Origin of the sequence: Kitasatospora sp. NPDC058115 (genome assembly GCF_042884635.1) — a bacterium.
GTDB lineage: Bacteria > Actinomycetota > Actinomycetes > Streptomycetales > Streptomycetaceae > Kitasatospora.
Genome location: NZ_JBHVTL010000002.1, coordinates 299,540 through 315,367, shown reverse-complemented (window position 1 = coordinate 315,367; position 15,828 = coordinate 299,540). Strand labels below are relative to the sequence as shown.

At 73.4% G+C, this 15,828-nt stretch carries 15 protein-coding genes; 11 read left to right on the top strand and 4 right to left on the bottom strand.

From position 1 onward, the window contains the following. Window positions 1–50: 50 nt before the first annotated feature. From ACFVVL_RS03345 to ACFVVL_RS03325, 5 genes are read left to right on the top strand one after another with little or no spacing between them, the layout of a single operon-like run. Window positions 51–1,700 carry an ABC transporter substrate-binding protein gene (locus tag ACFVVL_RS03345; protein WP_387671013.1) on the top strand — a complete coding sequence of 550 codons (1,650 nt, stop codon included), beginning with the start codon at window positions 51–53 and terminating at the stop codon, window positions 1,698–1,700. Then, on the top strand, window positions 1,697–2,656 hold the full coding sequence (locus tag ACFVVL_RS03340) for an ABC transporter permease (RefSeq protein WP_387671011.1): 960 nt from the start codon (window positions 1,697–1,699) through the stop codon (window positions 2,654–2,656). Before ACFVVL_RS03345 ends, ACFVVL_RS03340 begins: the two co-directional genes overlap by 4 nt. Continuing rightward, window positions 2,653–3,525 (top strand): ABC transporter permease, encoded by an 873-nt coding sequence (locus tag ACFVVL_RS03335; protein WP_387671010.1) that lies wholly within the window; start codon window positions 2,653–2,655, stop codon window positions 3,523–3,525. The genes ACFVVL_RS03340 and ACFVVL_RS03335 overlap by 4 nt, the downstream gene beginning before the upstream one ends. Before the next feature lie 43 nt (window positions 3,526–3,568). Then, window positions 3,569–4,525: an ABC transporter ATP-binding protein gene (locus ACFVVL_RS03330; RefSeq protein WP_387671008.1), complete on the top strand. Its 957-nt coding sequence runs from the start codon at window positions 3,569–3,571 to the stop codon at window positions 4,523–4,525. Next, on the top strand, window positions 4,518–5,315 hold the full coding sequence (locus tag ACFVVL_RS03325) for an ABC transporter ATP-binding protein (RefSeq protein ID WP_387671006.1): 798 nt from the start codon (window positions 4,518–4,520) through the stop codon (window positions 5,313–5,315). Before ACFVVL_RS03330 ends, ACFVVL_RS03325 begins: the two co-directional genes overlap by 8 nt. Before the next feature lie 575 nt (window positions 5,316–5,890). Here ACFVVL_RS03325 and ACFVVL_RS03320 read toward each other — a convergent pair. Both ACFVVL_RS03320 and ACFVVL_RS03315 read right to left on the bottom strand, forming a co-directional pair. Continuing rightward, window positions 5,891–6,469 (bottom strand): TetR/AcrR family transcriptional regulator, encoded by a 579-nt coding sequence (locus tag ACFVVL_RS03320; protein ID WP_387671004.1) that lies wholly within the window; start codon window positions 6,467–6,469, stop codon window positions 5,891–5,893. A 546-nt stretch (window positions 6,470–7,015) separates the two neighbouring features. Next, entirely contained in the window at window positions 7,016–7,825 is an 810-nt protein-coding gene (locus tag ACFVVL_RS03315; RefSeq protein ID WP_387671002.1) for an exodeoxyribonuclease III, read from the bottom strand. A 275-nt stretch (window positions 7,826–8,100) separates the two neighbouring features. Between ACFVVL_RS03315 and ACFVVL_RS03310 the strand changes: the two genes are divergently transcribed. Continuing rightward, entirely contained in the window at window positions 8,101–8,877 is a 777-nt protein-coding gene (locus ACFVVL_RS03310) for a GntR family transcriptional regulator (RefSeq protein WP_380288914.1), read from the top strand. A 204-nt stretch (window positions 8,878–9,081) separates the two neighbouring features. Here ACFVVL_RS03310 and ACFVVL_RS03305 read toward each other — a convergent pair whose 3' ends face one another. Beyond that, window positions 9,082–10,266, bottom strand: coding sequence for an ROK family protein (locus tag ACFVVL_RS03305; protein ID WP_380288912.1), 1,185 nt, complete (start codon window positions 10,264–10,266; stop codon window positions 9,082–9,084). Window positions 10,267–10,569: 303 nt separating this feature from the next. Next, window positions 10,570–11,322: an SDR family oxidoreductase gene (locus ACFVVL_RS03300; RefSeq protein WP_380288910.1), complete on the bottom strand. Its 753-nt coding sequence runs from the start codon at window positions 11,320–11,322 to the stop codon at window positions 10,570–10,572. 407 nt (window positions 11,323–11,729) lie between these two features. Between ACFVVL_RS03300 and ACFVVL_RS03295 the strand changes: the two genes are divergently transcribed. From ACFVVL_RS03295 to ACFVVL_RS03275, 5 genes are all read left to right on the top strand, one after another. Beyond that, on the top strand, window positions 11,730–12,419 hold the full coding sequence (locus ACFVVL_RS03295) for a class I SAM-dependent methyltransferase (protein WP_380288908.1): 690 nt from the start codon (window positions 11,730–11,732) through the stop codon (window positions 12,417–12,419). 58 nt (window positions 12,420–12,477) lie between these two features. After that, entirely contained in the window at window positions 12,478–12,930 is a 453-nt protein-coding gene (locus ACFVVL_RS03290; protein ID WP_387670999.1) for a GNAT family N-acetyltransferase, read from the top strand. A gap of 216 nt (window positions 12,931–13,146) precedes the next feature. Beyond that, on the top strand, window positions 13,147–13,596 hold the full coding sequence (locus tag ACFVVL_RS03285) for a hypothetical protein (protein ID WP_380288904.1): 450 nt from the start codon (window positions 13,147–13,149) through the stop codon (window positions 13,594–13,596). A 165-nt stretch (window positions 13,597–13,761) separates the two neighbouring features. Further along, complete coding sequence (locus ACFVVL_RS03280; RefSeq protein WP_387670996.1) at window positions 13,762–14,295, top strand: hypothetical protein; 534 nt, start codon at window positions 13,762–13,764, stop codon at window positions 14,293–14,295. 114 nt (window positions 14,296–14,409) lie between these two features. Next, window positions 14,410–15,816, top strand: a complete 1,407-nt coding sequence (locus tag ACFVVL_RS03275) for an aminotransferase class I/II-fold pyridoxal phosphate-dependent enzyme (protein WP_387670995.1) — start codon at window positions 14,410–14,412, stop codon at window positions 15,814–15,816. The last annotated feature ends 12 nt before the right edge of the window (window positions 15,817–15,828 follow it).

Genomic DNA, 15,828 nt, shown 5'->3' with positions numbered 1-15,828 from the left:
CCCGCGCGGTCCCCACGGCCTTGCCCCGCTCCGACCGAAAGCCCACCCTCATGACCCTCACTCCCGCGAGACGCACCCCCTCCCCGGACCGGCTCGTCCTCGCCACCACGGCCGTCCTCTCGGCCGCGGCCCTGGTCGCGGCCTGCTCCGGCCCGCCGCGCAACGGCGGCGACCAGGCCGACGTCCAGCTCTCCGCCACCACGCCGACCGCCGAGGGCGACATCGACTCCTTCACCTGGGCCACCTACGCCGAGCCGCCCACGCTCGACTACGTCCAGGCCTTCGACTACCCGCAGAACACCATCCTGTCCAACGTCTGCGAGAGCCTGATGCGCTGGACGCCCCAGCTCACGCCGGCCCCCGGACTGGCCGAGAAGGCCTCCAACCCGGACCCGGCCACCTGGGTCTACGACCTGCGCTCCGGCGTGCACTTCCATGACGGCTCGGTGATGACCGCCGACGACGTGGTCTACAGCCTCGGCCGCCAGACCGCCCCGGACAACGCCGCGGCCTGGGCCCAGACCTTCCAGAACGTCGACTCGATCACCGCGACCGGCCCGCTCCAGGTCACCGTCAGACTTAAGCGCCCCGACTCCCAGTTCCCGCAGTACATGGCCACCGCGGCCGGCGTGGTCGCCGCCAAGGCCGGGGTCGAGTCGGCGGGCAAGGACTACGGCACCACCGGTGGCCTGGACTGCACCGGCCCGTTCAAGCTCGGCGCCTGGGCCAAGGGCCAGTCGATCGAGCTGGAGCGGTTCGACGACTACTGGGGCACCAAGGCCAAGGCCGGGAAAGCCGTCTTCCGTTTCCTCACCGATCCCTCCGCCCGCACCAACGCGATGCTCAGCGGGGAGGTCGACGGCGGCTACCTGATCCCCACCGAGAGCTACGACCGGCTCAGGAAGAGCGGCCCGGGCACGCTGTACTTCGGCGAGGGCCTGAGCACCGTCAACCTCAACGTCGCCAACCTGCGGGGCGTGCTCGGCGACGTCCGGGTCCGCAAGGCGCTGTCGCTGTCGCTGGACCGCTCCGGCTTCGTGAGGACCGGCCTGGCCGGCGCCGGCACCGTCACCGGCTCGCTCACCACCAGGGCTGCCTGGGCCGGGGCCCCCGACGACGTCCGCAAGGGCGCCTTCGAGAACCTCACCCCCACCGCCCAGGACATCGAGCAGGCCAAGGCGCTGATCAAGGAGGCCGGTGCGAGCGGCAGGACCGTCACCGTCGCGACCAGCACCATCGGCCAGGACGTCTCGCTGCTCGCCACCGCCGTCCAGTCGGCCGGCGCGCAGATCGGGCTGAACGTCCGGCTCAAGACGATCGCCCCGAACGCCTTCACCGCGCTGTTCACCGACCCCGAGGCCCGCGAGGGCCTGGACCTCTTCCCCGAGACCTACTACAACTCGGTGACCGACCCGCTCGACCTGCTCGCCAACTTCAAGACCGGCGCGTACCAGAACTTCGGCGGCCACACCGATCCGACGTACGACGACCTGGTCGACCGTGCCACCGCCGAGTACGACCCGGCCAAGCGCGCCGCGATCGAGGCCGAGCTCCAGCAGACCGCCTCCCGGCAGCTGCTCTGGATCCCGGTCGCCGAGTGGCCCACCTCGCTGTTCCTGAACAAGCGGATCACCGGCGCCCCGACCACCATCTCGTACATGTACTACCCGTGGGCCGCCGACGTGGGGGCCGCACGGTGAGCTTCCTCCGATTCGCCGTCCGGCGGCTGGTCGAGATGGCGGCCACCCTGCTCGGTGCCTCCTTCGTGGTCTTCGGCGCGATGTACCTCGCGCCGGGCAACCCGGCGAGCTTCCTGCTGTCCGGCCGGTCGGCCTCCCCGGAGGCCCTCCACGCGATCAACGCGCAGTACCACCTCGACGACCCGTTCCTGGTCCGCTACCTCCGGTGGCTGGGCCAGGTCCTCCGGGGCGACTTCGGACGCTCCATCACCTACCGCACCGACGTCTCCAGGCTGCTCGCGGACCGGCTCCCGGCGACCGTGCTGCTGGTGGCCATGGCCCTGGTGGTCGTGATCGTCGTCGGCCTGGTGCTCGGCCGGATCGGCGCGGTACGTGGCGGCGCGACCGACGCCACCATCCTGGTCACCACCACCTTCGCCCTCGGGACCCCCTCCTTCGTCGCGGCAGTCCTGCTCCAGGGCCTGTTCGGGGTGAAGCTGGGCTGGTTCCCGACCAGCGGCGCCGGCGAGGGCCTCGGAGACATGCTCTGGCACCTCAGCCTGCCGGCGATCGCCCTCGCGCTGTACCTGATCGGCATGCTCGCCCGGGTCACCCGCTCGGCGATGCTGGAGGCCCTGGAGGGCGAGCACGTCACCGTCGCGCGCAGCCGGGGCGTCCCGGAACGCGAGGTGATCAGCCGTCACGTGTTCCGCAACGCGCTGGGCACCGTGCTGACCACCGGCGGCCTGATCGTCTCCACGCTGCTGGTCTGCACGATCCTGGTGGAGTCCGCGTTCGGTATCGGCGGCCTCGGCCAGCTCCTCGAACTGTCCAGCACCACCAAGGATTTCCCGACCGTCCAGGCCATCTCGCTGATCATCGTCGCCCTGTTCATGACGGTGAACCTGATCGTCGACCTGCTCCACCCGCTGGTCGACCCCCGGGTCACCCTGGGTTCCAGGAGGTCCGGCGCATGAGTACCGGTCTCACCCGACGGCCGGGCCTCACCCGCCGCCCGGGCCTCGCCCGGCTCAGGTCCGCCGGCGGACCGCTGCACCTGGTCTGCCTCGGCTTCGCCGCCCTCCTGGTGCTCGCCGCGCTGCTCGCGCCCTGGCTCGCGCCCTACGACCCGAGCGCCGTCGACCTGGGCAACGCACTCGCCGGGCCCTCGCCCGACCACCTGCTCGGCGCCGACGCAGCCGGGCGCGACACCCTCTCCCGGCTGCTGAGCGGCGCCCGCACCTCGCTGCTCGGCCCGCTCGGCGTGGTGGTCTTCTCCACCGTCGCCGGCCTCGCGGTCGGCCTCGCCGCCGGCTGGCGCGGCGGCTGGCTCGACTCCGTGCTCTCCCGCAGCACCGAACTGGTCTTCGCCTTCCCCGGCATGCTGCTCGCCATCCTGATCGTCTCGGTGTACGGGGAGGGCCTGATGGCCCCCGTCGTCGCCCTGACGATCGCCTACCTGCCCTATGTCTCCCGCCTCACCCGCTCACTGGTGCTGGCCGAACGGACCCGCCCCTACGTCTCCGCGTACCAGGTCCAGGGCCACTCCGCGGTGCAGATCTGCCTTCGGCACGTCCTGCCCAACATCGCGCCGATCGTGCTCGCCCAGTCCGCGGTCAACTTCGGCTACGCCCTGATGGACCTCGCCGGCCTCTCGTTCCTCGGGCTCGGCGTCCCCGCGCTCACCCCCGACTGGGGGCGGATGGTCTTCGACGGCCAGACGGCGATCCAGCACGGCTACCCGCTCTCCGCGATCCTGCCGTGTGCCCTGATCGTGCTCACCGTCGTCGCCTTCAACGTGGTCGGCGAGCGCTGGGCCGACCAGGTCGCCCGGAGGTCGGCATGAACGGGAAACACGTCAACGACCACCGCACCACCGGAGGGACCGCGTGAACGCCCTCGACATCCAGGGCCTCCGGCTCCGACTGCCCGGCACCGCCCGCCCCGTCCTCGACGGCGTCGACCTCACCGTCGGTGCCGGCGAGACGGTCGCCCTGGTCGGCGAGTCCGGCTCCGGCAAGACCCTCACCTCCCGCAGCGCCCTCGGCCTGCTGCCACCCGGCGCCGAGGCCGACGGGAAGGTCCTGGTCGACGGCCAGGACGTCCTGGCCATGGACCCCGGCCGGCTGCGCACCCTGCGCGCCGGCCGGGCCGCGATGATCTTCCAGGACCCCCGGGCCGCCATCAACCCGCTGCGCCGGATCGGCGACTTCCTCACCGAGAGCGTGCGGCTCACCGGCACGATGAGCGCCGCGGACGCCGACCGGCGGGCCGTGGAACTCCTCGACGCCGTGGGCCTCAAGCCGGACCTGCTGCGCCGCTACCCCGGCCGGCTGTCCGGTGGCATGCTGCAGCGCGTGATGATCGCCGCCGCCCTGATGGGCGACCCGGTGCTGCTGCTCGCCGACGAACCCACCACGGCGCTCGACGTCACCAGTCAGGCCGAGGTGGCCGCCCTGCTCGGCCGGCTGCGCGAACGCTTCGACACCGGCCTGCTGTTCGTCACCCACGACCTCGGCCTCGCCGCCGCGATCAGCGACCGGGTCTATGTGATGTACGCCGGGCGGATCGCCGAACACGGCCCCGCCGAGGCGCTGTTCGAGCGGCCCCGCCATCCGTACACTGCCGCGCTGCTCGCGGCCACCCCGGCACTGGACGCCCCGGCCGGCCGGCTCTCCGCCATCGACGGCCAACCACCGGACCTTCGGAGGGCGTTGACCGGCTGCGCGTTCGCCGAACGCTGCCGCCACGCGACCGGGATCTGCCGCGAACAGGTGCCCGCCCAGCAGGGCGGGCACCCGGCCGCCTGCCACCACCCGCTCGAAGGGAGCCGCACCGATGGCTGAGCCCGTTCTGCGGGTCAGCGGCCTGCACCGCACCTTTGGCACCGTGCAGGCCGTGGACGACGTCTCCTTCACCCTCGACGCCGGCGCCTCGCTCGGCATCGTCGGCGAGTCCGGCTCCGGCAAGACCACCACCGCCCGGATCGTGGTCGGCCTCGAACAGGCCGACGCGGGCGACGTGCTGGTCCACGGCCGGCTCCGGAGCGGCCGCGCCCGGAGCAAGGCCGAACGGCTGGCCCGCGCCCGCGAGGTCCAGATGGTCTTCCAGGACCCGTACCTCTCCCTGGACCCGCGCACCAGCGTCGAGGCCGTGCTCCGCGAGACCCTGCGGTTGCACTTCCCCGACACCGGCCACCCGGCCCGGATCCGGGAACTCCTCGACCAGGTCGGCCTGGGCACCCGGGCTGCCGAGGCACTGCCCCGGCAGCTCTCCGGCGGCCAGCGCCAGCGCGTCGCCATCGCCCGGGCACTGGCCGTGCGACCGGCCGTGCTGGTCCTGGACGAGGCGGTCGCCGCGCTGGACGTCTCGGTCCAGGCGCAGGTGCTCAACCTCCTCGCCGACATCCGCGAGGAGACCGGCATCGGCTTCCTCTTCATCACCCACGACCTCGGCGTGGTCCGCTGCGTCACCGACCAGGTCGTCGTGATGCGGCATGGGCGGATCGTCGAATCCGGCCCCACCGCCCGCGTCCTGGACTCACCGGAGCACGCCTACACCAGGCTGCTGCTGGAGTCCGTCCCCCGGCCCGGCTGGGATCCCGACCGGATCGCCGCCGCCCGCCGCGCACTGTGAGACGGCCCGGGCCCCGGCAGGTGGTGGGACCTGCCGGGCCCCGGGACCAGCAAGACTCGCCCCCGGGTCCGAGAGGGCGCCGGGCGCTCTGCATTCCCCCGGACGGCGGAGCCACGCCGCGCCGGACCCCGACCGCTTGATCGTGCGGGCGATCAGGGCGATGTCCTCCTGGACGCCGCCCAGGCGCAGTCCCCGTACGCCCCGGCGGGAGGGCCAGGACATCCAGGTCCGCGCGTGCGGGACGTCGTCAGCGGGCACCCACGGATAGGTCCCGGCGGAGTGGGCGTCGTGGTAGCCGGTCATGAGGGGCTCCAGTTCGTGCGAAGGTGCCGGGCCAGGGTGCGAGGGCCGCCAGAACCACTCTTCGCGAGGCGACGCACCGGCGCACACGGGGAGCGGGCCGGCGGCAGCACCCATCCTGCGTGGTCAGGGCTCGCCATGACTGAAAACTCAGTCAGACTCGACGACGCGTCATGACTCCGTGGTGGGGTGCGTGTGTGGAGCGTGACGAATGGGGCGCAGTGGCCCCGGTGGCGCCCCGGCGCGGGACCCGGCAGGGCCTGATCAGGTGCTGCTCAGGACCCGAGTCGGGATACCTCGGCGTCGATCGCATCCAGCATCAGCGTTCTGGCGTGCGCCAGCGGCAGGCTGCCGCTGAGCCAGCGGGTGCTCAGTCCCTCCAGCAGCGCGGTCAGTCGCTCCGCCGCGCCGGCCAGCGCGACCGCCGAGGACATCGGCTGCGCCGCGCCCAGCAGTTCGGCGATCTCCTGGACCCAGACCCGGGTGGCCCGCGCCAGGTCCTCGCGCAGGGTTTCGTCGAACACCGCGCTGGCCCGCAGCTCGCCCCAGGCGGTGCTGTTCTCCCGGACCTCGACGGTGTCCTGGAGTTCCAGCAGCAGTGTCTGCTCCAACTCCTCGCGGGCGGTCAGCGGCGGCGCGTCCGCGGCGCGCTCGGTCGTGTAGCGTTCGGCCCGGTCGTTGATGAACTCCAGCGTCTGGCGGAGGATCCCGGTGCGGTCCTTGAAGTGGTAGTAGATCAGCGCGGTGGACACGCCCGCCTCGGCGGCGAGCTCCTCCACGCGCAGCCCGCGCACCCCGCGCCGCGCGATCACCCGCGCCGCTGCTTCCATGATCGACGTTTTACGGCTAGACATGATCCACCACCTTACCCGCGGGTCGGGGGAAGGTCGCCCGCTGTGCTGAAAGTCCCGTCAGTCGGGACACGGGGCCGGGAGCGGCGGGCAAGCTGGGGCACGGGGGAGGAACGCTTCGACCCCGCTGCTTCATAGAGGTCGTTCCGTCGAGTCGGGCGAGAACACCCATGAGCACCTGGACGGCCTGCCCTACCTGGGCCAGGTCGTCACCGAAGCCCTCCGGCTGTATTCCTCGGGCTGGTTCCTCACGCGCACCACTGAACTCGCCGGTGTGCCGCTGGCCGCCGGCACCTCATCGGATTCAGCACCTATGCGATCCACCGCGAGGACGCCCACCTCCCCGACCCCGAACGCTTCGACCCCGACCGCACCACCTGCATCCCCTTCAAGCTGAATCGTTTCCAGTAGATCAGCCGACCTCCACTCAGGGCGCGCTGATCGCCGGTGCAGTCCGTGCGCAGGGCAATGGCGGCTGCGATCGTCACTCTGTGCAGGTTGTGCGACGACCGCGGCGGCCGAAGTCGATGGCTCGAACTTCGCGAAGCGCTAAGGGAGTTGGTCGATATCGAAGACCACGGTCACCGGGGCGTGGTCGGACCACCGCTCGGCGTGGGTGGCGGCGCGTTCGACGTAGGCTTCGACGGCCTTGGCGGCGAGCGTGGGGGTGGTGACCTGGAGGTCGATGCGCCAACCGGTGTCGTTGTCGAAGGCGCGGCCGCGGTAGGACCACCAGGAGTAGGGGCCGGTGCGGTCGGGGTGGAGGTGGCGGACGACGTCGGTGTAGCCGGCCTCGTCGTAGACGCGGGAGAGCCAGGCGCGCTCCTCGGGGAGGAAGCCGGCGGACTTCTGGTTGGCCTTCCAGTTCTTGAGGTCCTCGGGGCGGTGGGCGATGTTCCAGTCGCCGCAGACCACGACCTCGCGGCCGTCGGCGGCGGCGCGGGTGCGGAGTTTGTGGAGGTGGACGAGGAACTCCGCCATGAAGCGTTCCTTCTCGTCCTGGCGTTCGGTGCCGACTTCGCCGGAGGGGAGGTAGAGGCTGGCCACGGTCAGGCCGGGGAGGTCGATTTCGACGTACCTGCCCGAATTGTCGAATTCCGCCGACTCGAAGCCGATGACCGTGCGGGTCGGCTCCGTGCGGGAGAGGATCGCCACGCCGGCCCGGCCCTTGGCGGCGGCCGGGGCCCAGACCGCGTGCCAGCCGTCCAGGTCCCGCAGTTCCACGGGGAGCTGCTCGGGCTCGGAGCGCACCTCCTGCAGGCAGACCACGTCCGCCTCGGTGGCGGCCAGCCACTCGATGAATCCCTTCTTGGCCGCCGCCCGGATTCCGTTCACGTTCACACTCGTCACCACGATCACCCGGGCAGCCTACCTACTGCGCCGTGCGGGGGAGTGCCACGACGCGTCCGGTTGCGGAGCTGACGTGAACGCACCATGAAACTGTGCGGGAGTCCCTCCGCGCCGCGCCATTGGTCTTGACCATCTCCCGATCGAACCCCTAGGGTCACTTACTGCAAGGACCTTTAATAAAGAAGGACGGAAAAAGCCCGCTCTCCCACCTGCCGCAACAGCGGACAGCGGGCCGGGATCCGCCCTCTTTCAGCAGGGCGGAAGACACCAGGGTGGAGGACACGGTGGGAACCACAGGACAGCTCACGGCAGTACCGGAACCGAAGTACTGGCACCTGCGCACGGTGCTGCTCCGCGCCATCGACACGGAGTTCACCATCGGCCAGGTCCTGCCGAACGAGCGCGAGCTCGCCGCCCGCTTCGGCGTCGCCCGGGCCACCCTGCGGCAGGCGCTGGACCAGCTGGAGCTGGAGGGCCGACTGGTCCGCCGGCGCGGCATCGGCACCCTGATCGCCGCCCCCCGGGTAGGCGTCCCGGTGAACCGGCAGGAGGAGGGCTGGCCCGGTGCCGCCCGCAGCCAGGCCTGGCGCACCGTCGACTGCACCACCGCCCCGGCCGCCCGGCGGCTGGCCGAGGCGCTCGGCGTCGCCGAGGGTGCGCCGGTGCACACCGTGCGCCGGGTGCGCCTCGTGCAGGGGCGGGCCGTGGCGACCGAGTCGCTGCACGTGCCCGCCGCCGCGCTGCCGCACCTGCCCGGCTTCCGGGCCGAGAGCGACCGTGCCCGTTCGGTGCTGCGCCAGCTGGAGCGCCTGGAGGTCGACGGTGAGTCCCGCTCCGTCGAGCTGGGCGTCGCCGAGGCCGAGCAGGCCGCCCTGCTGGAGCGTCCGCCCGGCTCGCCGGTGCTGGTGATGACCACGCAGTACGCCGCGGCCGGCCGACTCGTCGCGCTCGCCGTCTCCACCTACCGTGCGGACACCTGCAAGCTGACCTTCGGCGAGACCGGCCTCGTCGAGGTCACCCCCGTCGGCGCCGCCCCCGTGGGCGCGGCCGCCGCCTCCTGAACCATTCCCGAAAACCCTCAGGCCCAGGTCCGAGCGCCCCGCCAGGCGCCCGGGCCTGGGCCGTTTTCCGGCCGGGGAGCAGGGGAGCCAGGGGGCGAGGGGGAGTCGGGGAGCCGGGGAGCGAGGCGGAACGGGGAGCGCCGGGCGGGAACGCCGCCGCCCCGCCGCCTCCGGACCGGAGACCGCGGGGCGGGCGTGAGCTGCTCAGGCCCGGGCCGAACCCGCCTCCGCCGTCGGGGGGTTGACGGCGAAGAGCTGCTCCTCGACCTGGTCGAGGGCCACCCGCAGGGCGCCCATCGCGACGACCTCCGAGCCCAGGGCGGCCAGCGCCACCTCCGGGGCGCGCAGGGTGAACTGGGCGAGGCGTTCGCGCAGGGGGTCGAGGACGCCGTCCAGGCCGGCCGCCCAGCCGCCGATCACCACCAGCTGCGGGTCGATGGCCAGCACCAGGGCGGCGACGCTCTGCACCAGGCGGGTCAGGAAGCGGTCGGTCGCGACCTTCGCCACCGCGTCGCCCTCGCGGGCCAGCTTCAGCACCCGCGCCACTGCCGCCTCGTCCAGCGGGTTGAGCGGCTTGCCGGTGGTGGAGAGCAACCGTTCCGGCGTCACCTCCTGGCCCAGCAGGTGCAGCGCGCCGATCTCGCCGGCCGCGCCGCCGAAGCCCCGGTGGAGACGGCCGTTGATGAGCGAGCCGGCGCCCGGGCTCAGGCCCGCCATGACGAACACGACGTCGTCGGCGCCGACCGCCGCGCCCTGCCAGTGCTCGGCGATCGCGGCGAGGTTGGCGTCGTTCTCGATCATCACCGGGCAGCGGAACGAGCGCCGCAGCCGCGCCCCGAGGTCCAGCCCCGTCCACCCGGGCATCGCGGTGCCCAACTGCACGGTGCCGTCCCGGTCGACGATGCCGGGCGTGCCGACGCCCACCGCCCACAGGTTGTCCCGGGAGACGCCCGCCTTGCGCAGCACCTCCGCGACCACCGACCGCACCGCGGTGAGCCGCTCCTCCGCGTCCAGGGTCTCGTCGACCGGCCGGAAGTGGCTGCCCACCACCTCACCGGCGAGGTCGGCGAGGATGATCCGGATGTCGTGCACCCCGATCTCGATGCCCAGGATGTGCCCGGCCTCCGCACGGAACCGGAACCACCGGGCCGGCCGCCCGCGCCGACCGGCGCCGGGCTGACTGCCCGGCTGCGGCTGCTCGACCTCGGCGACCAGGCCGGTCTCCACCAGCCCCTCGATCACGCCCTCGACCGTCGGCCGCGACAGCCCGGTGTCACCGACCAGCTTGGTCAGGGTCACCGCATGGCCCTCGCGCAGCGCCCGGAGGGTCACCGCGGCGTTGATCCGCCGCAGGAGTGAGGAGTCGCCACCGGTGAGTCTGTCCGTCAAGACGCTGCCCTTCGCCGTTCCGCGCGACTGCCCTTTCGCGCGTGCCGTGTACACGGGCACCACCGGGCGACGCCACCGGCCGGTCGCGCCGGCGGCCGCCCCCGGGCGGACCCGCGGGATTCGGCCGCCCGGCGGGAACGGCACGGCGGTGCTGTGTTGCCTGCGCCGGTCCGGGTGACCTCAGCCGGATGCTACCGGGGCCCCGCCCCGCCCGGCGAGCATCTTCCCAGCTCATCCAGGCTTCGGTATCGAAATGGTACGGATCGGGTGGCAGTGCGTGACCCTGCCCTTTCCGCCCTGCCGTCAGAGCAGGCCACCGGTCGCCCCGAGGTTCTGCCCGGACACCCACCGGCCGTCCGGCCCGACCAGGAACGCGATCACGTCGGCGACGTCCGCCGGCTGCCCGAGCCGCCGCAGCGGCGTCAGCCCGGCCACCGCCTCCAGCGCCTGCGGGGGATTGGTGGCGCGCAGCAGATCGGTCTCCACCGGCCCGGGGGAGACGGTGTTGCAGGTGATCCCGCGCGGCCCGAGCTCCACCGCCGCGGCCTGCGTCAGCTGCTCCAGCGCGCCCTTGCCGGCGAGGTACGGGGCGATGCCGGGGACCGGGCGGCGGGTGTTGAGGGTGGAGACGTTGACGATCCGCCCGCCGTCGCGCATGTGCCGGGCCGCGTAGCGCAACGTCAGGAACACCGCACGGGTGTTGACGGCGAGCATGGCGTCGAAGTCCGCCGGGTCGGTCTCGGCGAGCGGCGCGGGGGTGAAGGCGCGCGCCGCGTTGTTGACGAGGACGTCGAGGCCGCCCAGCTCCTCCTGGGCCGCGGCCATCAGCCACTCCGCACCGTCCGGCGCGCCGAGGTCGGCCCGCACCGCGTGCGCGCGCCCGGCGCCCCGCGCGGTCACCGCGCGCACCACCTCCTGTGCCGCCGCGTCGTCGTGCGCGTACCCGAACACCACGTCCGCACCGTCCGCCGCCAGCCGCTCCACCACGGCCCGCCCGATCCCGCGCGATCCGCCCGTGACGACCGCCGCCCGGCCCGCGAGCACCCCGTCCGCCATCCCGACACCCCGTCTCCGGCCGGCCGCACACCGGCCCCGGGGAGAACCTACCGCCCGGGCCGGGCCCGATCGGCGAGGCGCTCCTCAGGCGCCGACGTGCAGCTGCAGTCCGCTGTTCGAGGGGTCGGTCGGGGCCGCCGCGTGTCCCGGGGCCGGCGCAGCGGTGCTTGTGCGCGGGACTTGAGAACCGATGATGTGTCAAAAATGATGAGAAACATCGCGAATGGGATCCTCCGCCGGGCCGTCGGCCCGCTCGTGGGCGTGCGTCCGTGTGGAAGAGCCGGACTTCCATCCGGCCCGGGCCGCAGGGCGGTTGACCGGGCGGGTGCGTGGTGCGGGGCCGGTCCCGGGGGCCGGGTGCGGCGGGGTGGGCGGAGCAACTGCTCACGGGGCTTATGCTGCTGCGCATGCTGAGCGAGACACGCCCGGTGGGTTCGGGGGCGGCCATCTTGTCGGATCAGGAGTTCGTGCGGGCGCAGACCCGGATCGGGCCGGTGCCGTTCGTGCCGGAGGTGCGCCTGCACATGGCGGAGGACGCCATCGCGCTGTGGGAGACCACCGAGTCCGCGCGCGGGGAGCGCGGGCTGCCGCCGCCGTTCTGGGCGTTCGCCTGGGCGGGTGGCGTCGGGGTGGCGCGGTACGTGCTGGACCACCCGGAGCTGGTCGCCGGGCGGACGGTGCTGGACCTCGCGGCGGGTTCCGGGCTGGTCGGCGTCGCGGCGGCGCTGCGCGGTGCCCGTGCGGTGCGGGCCGCCGAGATCGACGCGTACGCCGTCGCCGCCATCGAGGTCAACGCGGCCGCCAACGGGGTGGAGGTGGCCGCCGCCGTCGAGGACCTGCTGGACGGCGACGGTGCGCCGGCCGAGGTGGTGCTCGCCGGGGACGTCTTCTACGAGCGGGCGATGGCGGCCCGGTTCCTGCCGTTCCTGCAGCGCGCCCGGGCGCGGGGCGCGGTGGTGATCGTCGGCGACCCGGGTCGCGCGTACCTGCCGCGCGAGCGGTTCACCGCGCTGGCGGCGTACGACGTGCCGGTGGTCGCGGATCTGGAGGACGCGGCGCTGAAGACCACCACGGTGTGGGAGCTGGCGGGCGCCTGAGCGTCCGGCGGCCGGAATTCCGCGCGCGGCGCCGCGGGGCGCTGGTAGACAGCCACCCATGATCGATGTCACCCTGCGCACCGCGGGCCCCGCCGAGATCCCCGCCGTGCTCGCCCTCTGGGCCCGTGCCGCCAAGGGCACCAGCATCACCGACGACGCCGACGGCGTGGCGGCGCTGCTCGCCCGCGACCCGGGATGCCTGCTGGTGGCCGTCCGGGCGGACGACCCGGCCGTGCTGCTCGGCACCGTCATCGCGGGCTGGGACGGCTGGCGCTGCCACCTCTACCGGCTCGCCGTCGACCCGGAGCACCGCCGGCGCGGCATCGGCGCCGCGCTGCTGGCGGCCGCGGAGGAACGGTTCGCCGCGCTCGGCGGGCGGCGGGCGGACGCGATGGTGCTGGACGGCAACGCGCTCGGCCACCGGACCTGGCGGGCCGCCGGGTACGGGCCGCAGCCCCAGTGGACGCGCTGGGTGAAGCCGCTGGCGGCGGGGCCGGAGCAGGCCGGCTGACGGCCCGCGCGGGCCCGCGCGATCGCCCCCGGCCCGTCCACGGGCGTGTCCGGAGCCGTCCGGGTCCGTCCGGGCCCGTCCGAGCCGGGCCGTCGCCCCTGGGAGCGGGCCGGACGCGGTGGCAGCATCGCCCCGGCCGGGCTCCGGACCACGGGGCCCGGCCGTCGACGAGCGGCCGGCGGTGGCACGCGCCGGCCCGGTCCAGGGAGGGAAACCATGAGGAAGACCAGCCGCAGGGTCACCGCGGGAGTCGCCGTCGCCGTCGCGGCCGGCGCACTGCTGCCGCTGACCGTCTCCGGTACCGCCGAAGCCGCCGGCAGCGGCGGCTGCCGGGACTGGACCGCGCCCGGCGCCTACCCGAGCGGGGTCCAGCTGCGCCCGTGCAACATCTCCTTCAACGGGGCGGACGGCTACGGCTACGTGAACAGTCCGCAGACCGACATCCGGGTCTACCTCCAGGTCGGCTGGCGGCCGGCGTCGCAGGCGGGCGAGCCCACCAGCTTCAGCGCGGTGCTCAACGCCGGGCTGGTCGACCGGAAGTACAACGCGTACGTCGGGGACATCTACGTGGGCGGGGCGCCGGGGTACTGCTTCTACACCCGGATGTGGTACACGAACGGCAGCTACACCTCGGGCTGGACGGAGTCGCCGCCCACCTGCTTCTGACGCCGCTCCACCGGAGCCCTCCCCGGCCGGGCCGCGACGCCGCGCGCCCGGCCGGGTTGGGCCGAGCGGGTGGGTCCTGCGGCCGCCGGGGCGGTGTCGGCGGGCCGGGGAGGGCGCGGGCGGGAGGCTGGTGGCTCCGGAGCGGGCAGGCGGTCGGGAGGGCGTGTGGGTGGTCGCGGTGGAGCGGCGGGCGGCGGTCCCGACGCCGGGGTCCTCGGCACCGCGCTCGGCGTGGTCCTGGCGTTCTCGCTCGCGGAGGGCTCCTGGGAGTGGTTCTCCACCTACCTGGGGCTGACGCTCCTCGCGGTCGTCCTGGCCTTCGGGCGCGTCCCGGTGCGGACGGCCGCCGGCTACGGGTGGAACCTGGCGGCGTACTCCCTGGTGGTGGGCCTGTGTGCGGCGCTCGCGCTGGCGCCGGCCCTGCAGCGGTGGGACTGGCTGTTCCCGATGCCGGGCACGCGGGAGGGCTGCGTGCAGGCCGGCCGCTACGAGAGCCTGCACGCGCGGGCCGCCCTGGGCGACCTCGCCGGGCAGGACGCGGTGGCGCTGGCGTTCGCGCAGGACCAGCAGAGCCGGGTGGCGGTGGACGACTGCCTGGCGGCGACGACCACCCGGTGGCTGCCGGTGTACGCGCTCGGGGCGGCGCTGCTGGTGGGCGGGGGCGCGTGGGCGTGGGGGAGGGCGCGGCGGGAGGGGTGAGCTGCCGGCCCCTCGCCGGATGGGCGCGAACGGCTGGCGGGGGCCGGGGCGGCGTGGTGCGCTGGAGCCATCCGCACACGAACCGACATCACCCCGGAAGTGAGCCACGCCGTCATGACCGCTTCGACCGGCCGCCCGACCCCGACCGCCGAACTCCTCGCCCGGATCCCCGACTTCGAGCAGGCCCTCGCCCTCTACCGCGGCCTGGAACCGGAGTCCGCGATCAACCTGTCCGTCGCGGAGAACGTCCTCGTCTACGAGGGCTCGATGCAGAAGATGATCTTCGCCAACATCGACCTGCTGCCGGAGGAGTACATCCACTACGCCACCCCGTACGGCGCCCTGGAACTGCGCGAGCCGGTCGCGGCCCTGCTGGCCAAGGCCTTCGACGCGCCGGTCTCGCCGGACGACGTGTTCGGCACGGGCGGCGTCGGCTCCGCGCTGGAGTGCCTCGCGTTCGCGCTGCAGTCCCCGCCGAGGGAGGGGGAGGCCGGGCCGCCGCCGTTGAAGGAGGGGGACGCCGTCCTGCTGCCGGCGCCGTACTGGCAGGGGTTCAACTGGTCGTTCGAGCAGCGCCCGAAGCTTAAGTGCGTGCCGGTGGGGCTTCCGACCCGGGGGCCGGACCGGTTCCGGCTGACCCTGGACGTGATCAAGGAGGCGTACTTCAAGTACAACCGGCTGTTCGGCGAGTTCCCCCGGCTGCTCGCGCTCACCAACCCGCACAACCCGCTGGGCGTCAACTACGGTCTGCCGCTGCTCGACGAGATCTACGCCTGGGTGCTCGACGAGACCGACATGCACATCATCTCCGACGAGATCTACTGCCACTCGCAGGTGGCCGGCGTGCGGGTGCCGTTCACGAGCGCGTTCGCGCTGGACGCGTACACGCGGGCGCCGGAGCGGATCCACGTGGTGTGGGGCTTCGCCAAGGACTTCGGGCTCTCGGGCTTCCGGACCGGCTTCGTGGTGTCGAAGTACGGGCCGGTGCGCCGGGCGATGACCGGTGCGACGGACATCGAGGAGAAGACCCACTCGATGTCGTGGTTCACCCCGGTCGACTCGCTGAAGCACTACGTCCTCGGCGAGGTGCTGGAGGGCACGGTGAACGGCGGCACGGAGCTGTACACCACCTACGCGATGCGGCAGTACCAGGAGATGCTGAGCGAGAGCTTCGAGCAGGTGCGGGCGAAGCTGGTCGAGAAGGGGATCGACTTCGTCCACACGGAGGGCGACAACCCGGCCCAGTTCTTCTGGCTGGACCTGACGGCCTACCTGGGCAAGCGCTCGGGCGAGGCGCCCTGCGATCCGCAGAAGTTCACGCCGCCCAACGACATGGACCCCGACGAGCAGTGGCTCTTCGAGTACCTGCGCTGCGAGCCCACCGAGGTCACCCTCCTGCCGGGCCAGACCATGCACAGCCCCGCGCCCGGCTTCTTCCGCCTGTGCTTCACGGCCTACCGGCCGGACGTGGTCTGTCAGGCGATCGACCGGGTGGCCGACGCCCTGGCCCGGCTGGGGTAGCCGGCGGCGGAA

Bases quoted from the DNA above. Each gene is read 5' to 3' on its own strand.
- ACFVVL_RS03345 (WP_387671013.1), top strand. From the start codon at position 51: ATGACCCTCACTCCCGCGAGACGCACCCCCTCCCCGGACCGGCTCGTC.
- ACFVVL_RS03335 (WP_387671010.1), top strand. From the start codon at position 2,653: ATGAGTACCGGTCTCACCCGACGGCCGGGCCTCACCCGCCGCCCGGGC.
- ACFVVL_RS03325 (WP_387671006.1), top strand. From the start codon at position 4,518: ATGGCTGAGCCCGTTCTGCGGGTCAGCGGCCTGCACCGCACCTTTGGC.
- ACFVVL_RS03320 (WP_387671004.1), bottom strand. From the start codon at position 6,469: ATGTCTAGCCGTAAAACGTCGATCATGGAAGCAGCGGCGCGGGTGATC.
- ACFVVL_RS03300 (WP_380288910.1), bottom strand. From the start codon at position 11,322: ATGGCGGACGGGGTGCTCGCGGGCCGGGCGGCGGTCGTCACGGGCGGA.
- ACFVVL_RS03295 (WP_380288908.1), top strand. From the start codon at position 11,730: ATGCTGAGCGAGACACGCCCGGTGGGTTCGGGGGCGGCCATCTTGTCG.
- ACFVVL_RS03290 (WP_387670999.1), top strand. From the start codon at position 12,478: ATGATCGATGTCACCCTGCGCACCGCGGGCCCCGCCGAGATCCCCGCC.
- ACFVVL_RS03285 (WP_380288904.1), top strand. From the start codon at position 13,147: ATGAGGAAGACCAGCCGCAGGGTCACCGCGGGAGTCGCCGTCGCCGTC.
- ACFVVL_RS03275 (WP_387670995.1), top strand. From the start codon at position 14,410: ATGACCGCTTCGACCGGCCGCCCGACCCCGACCGCCGAACTCCTCGCC.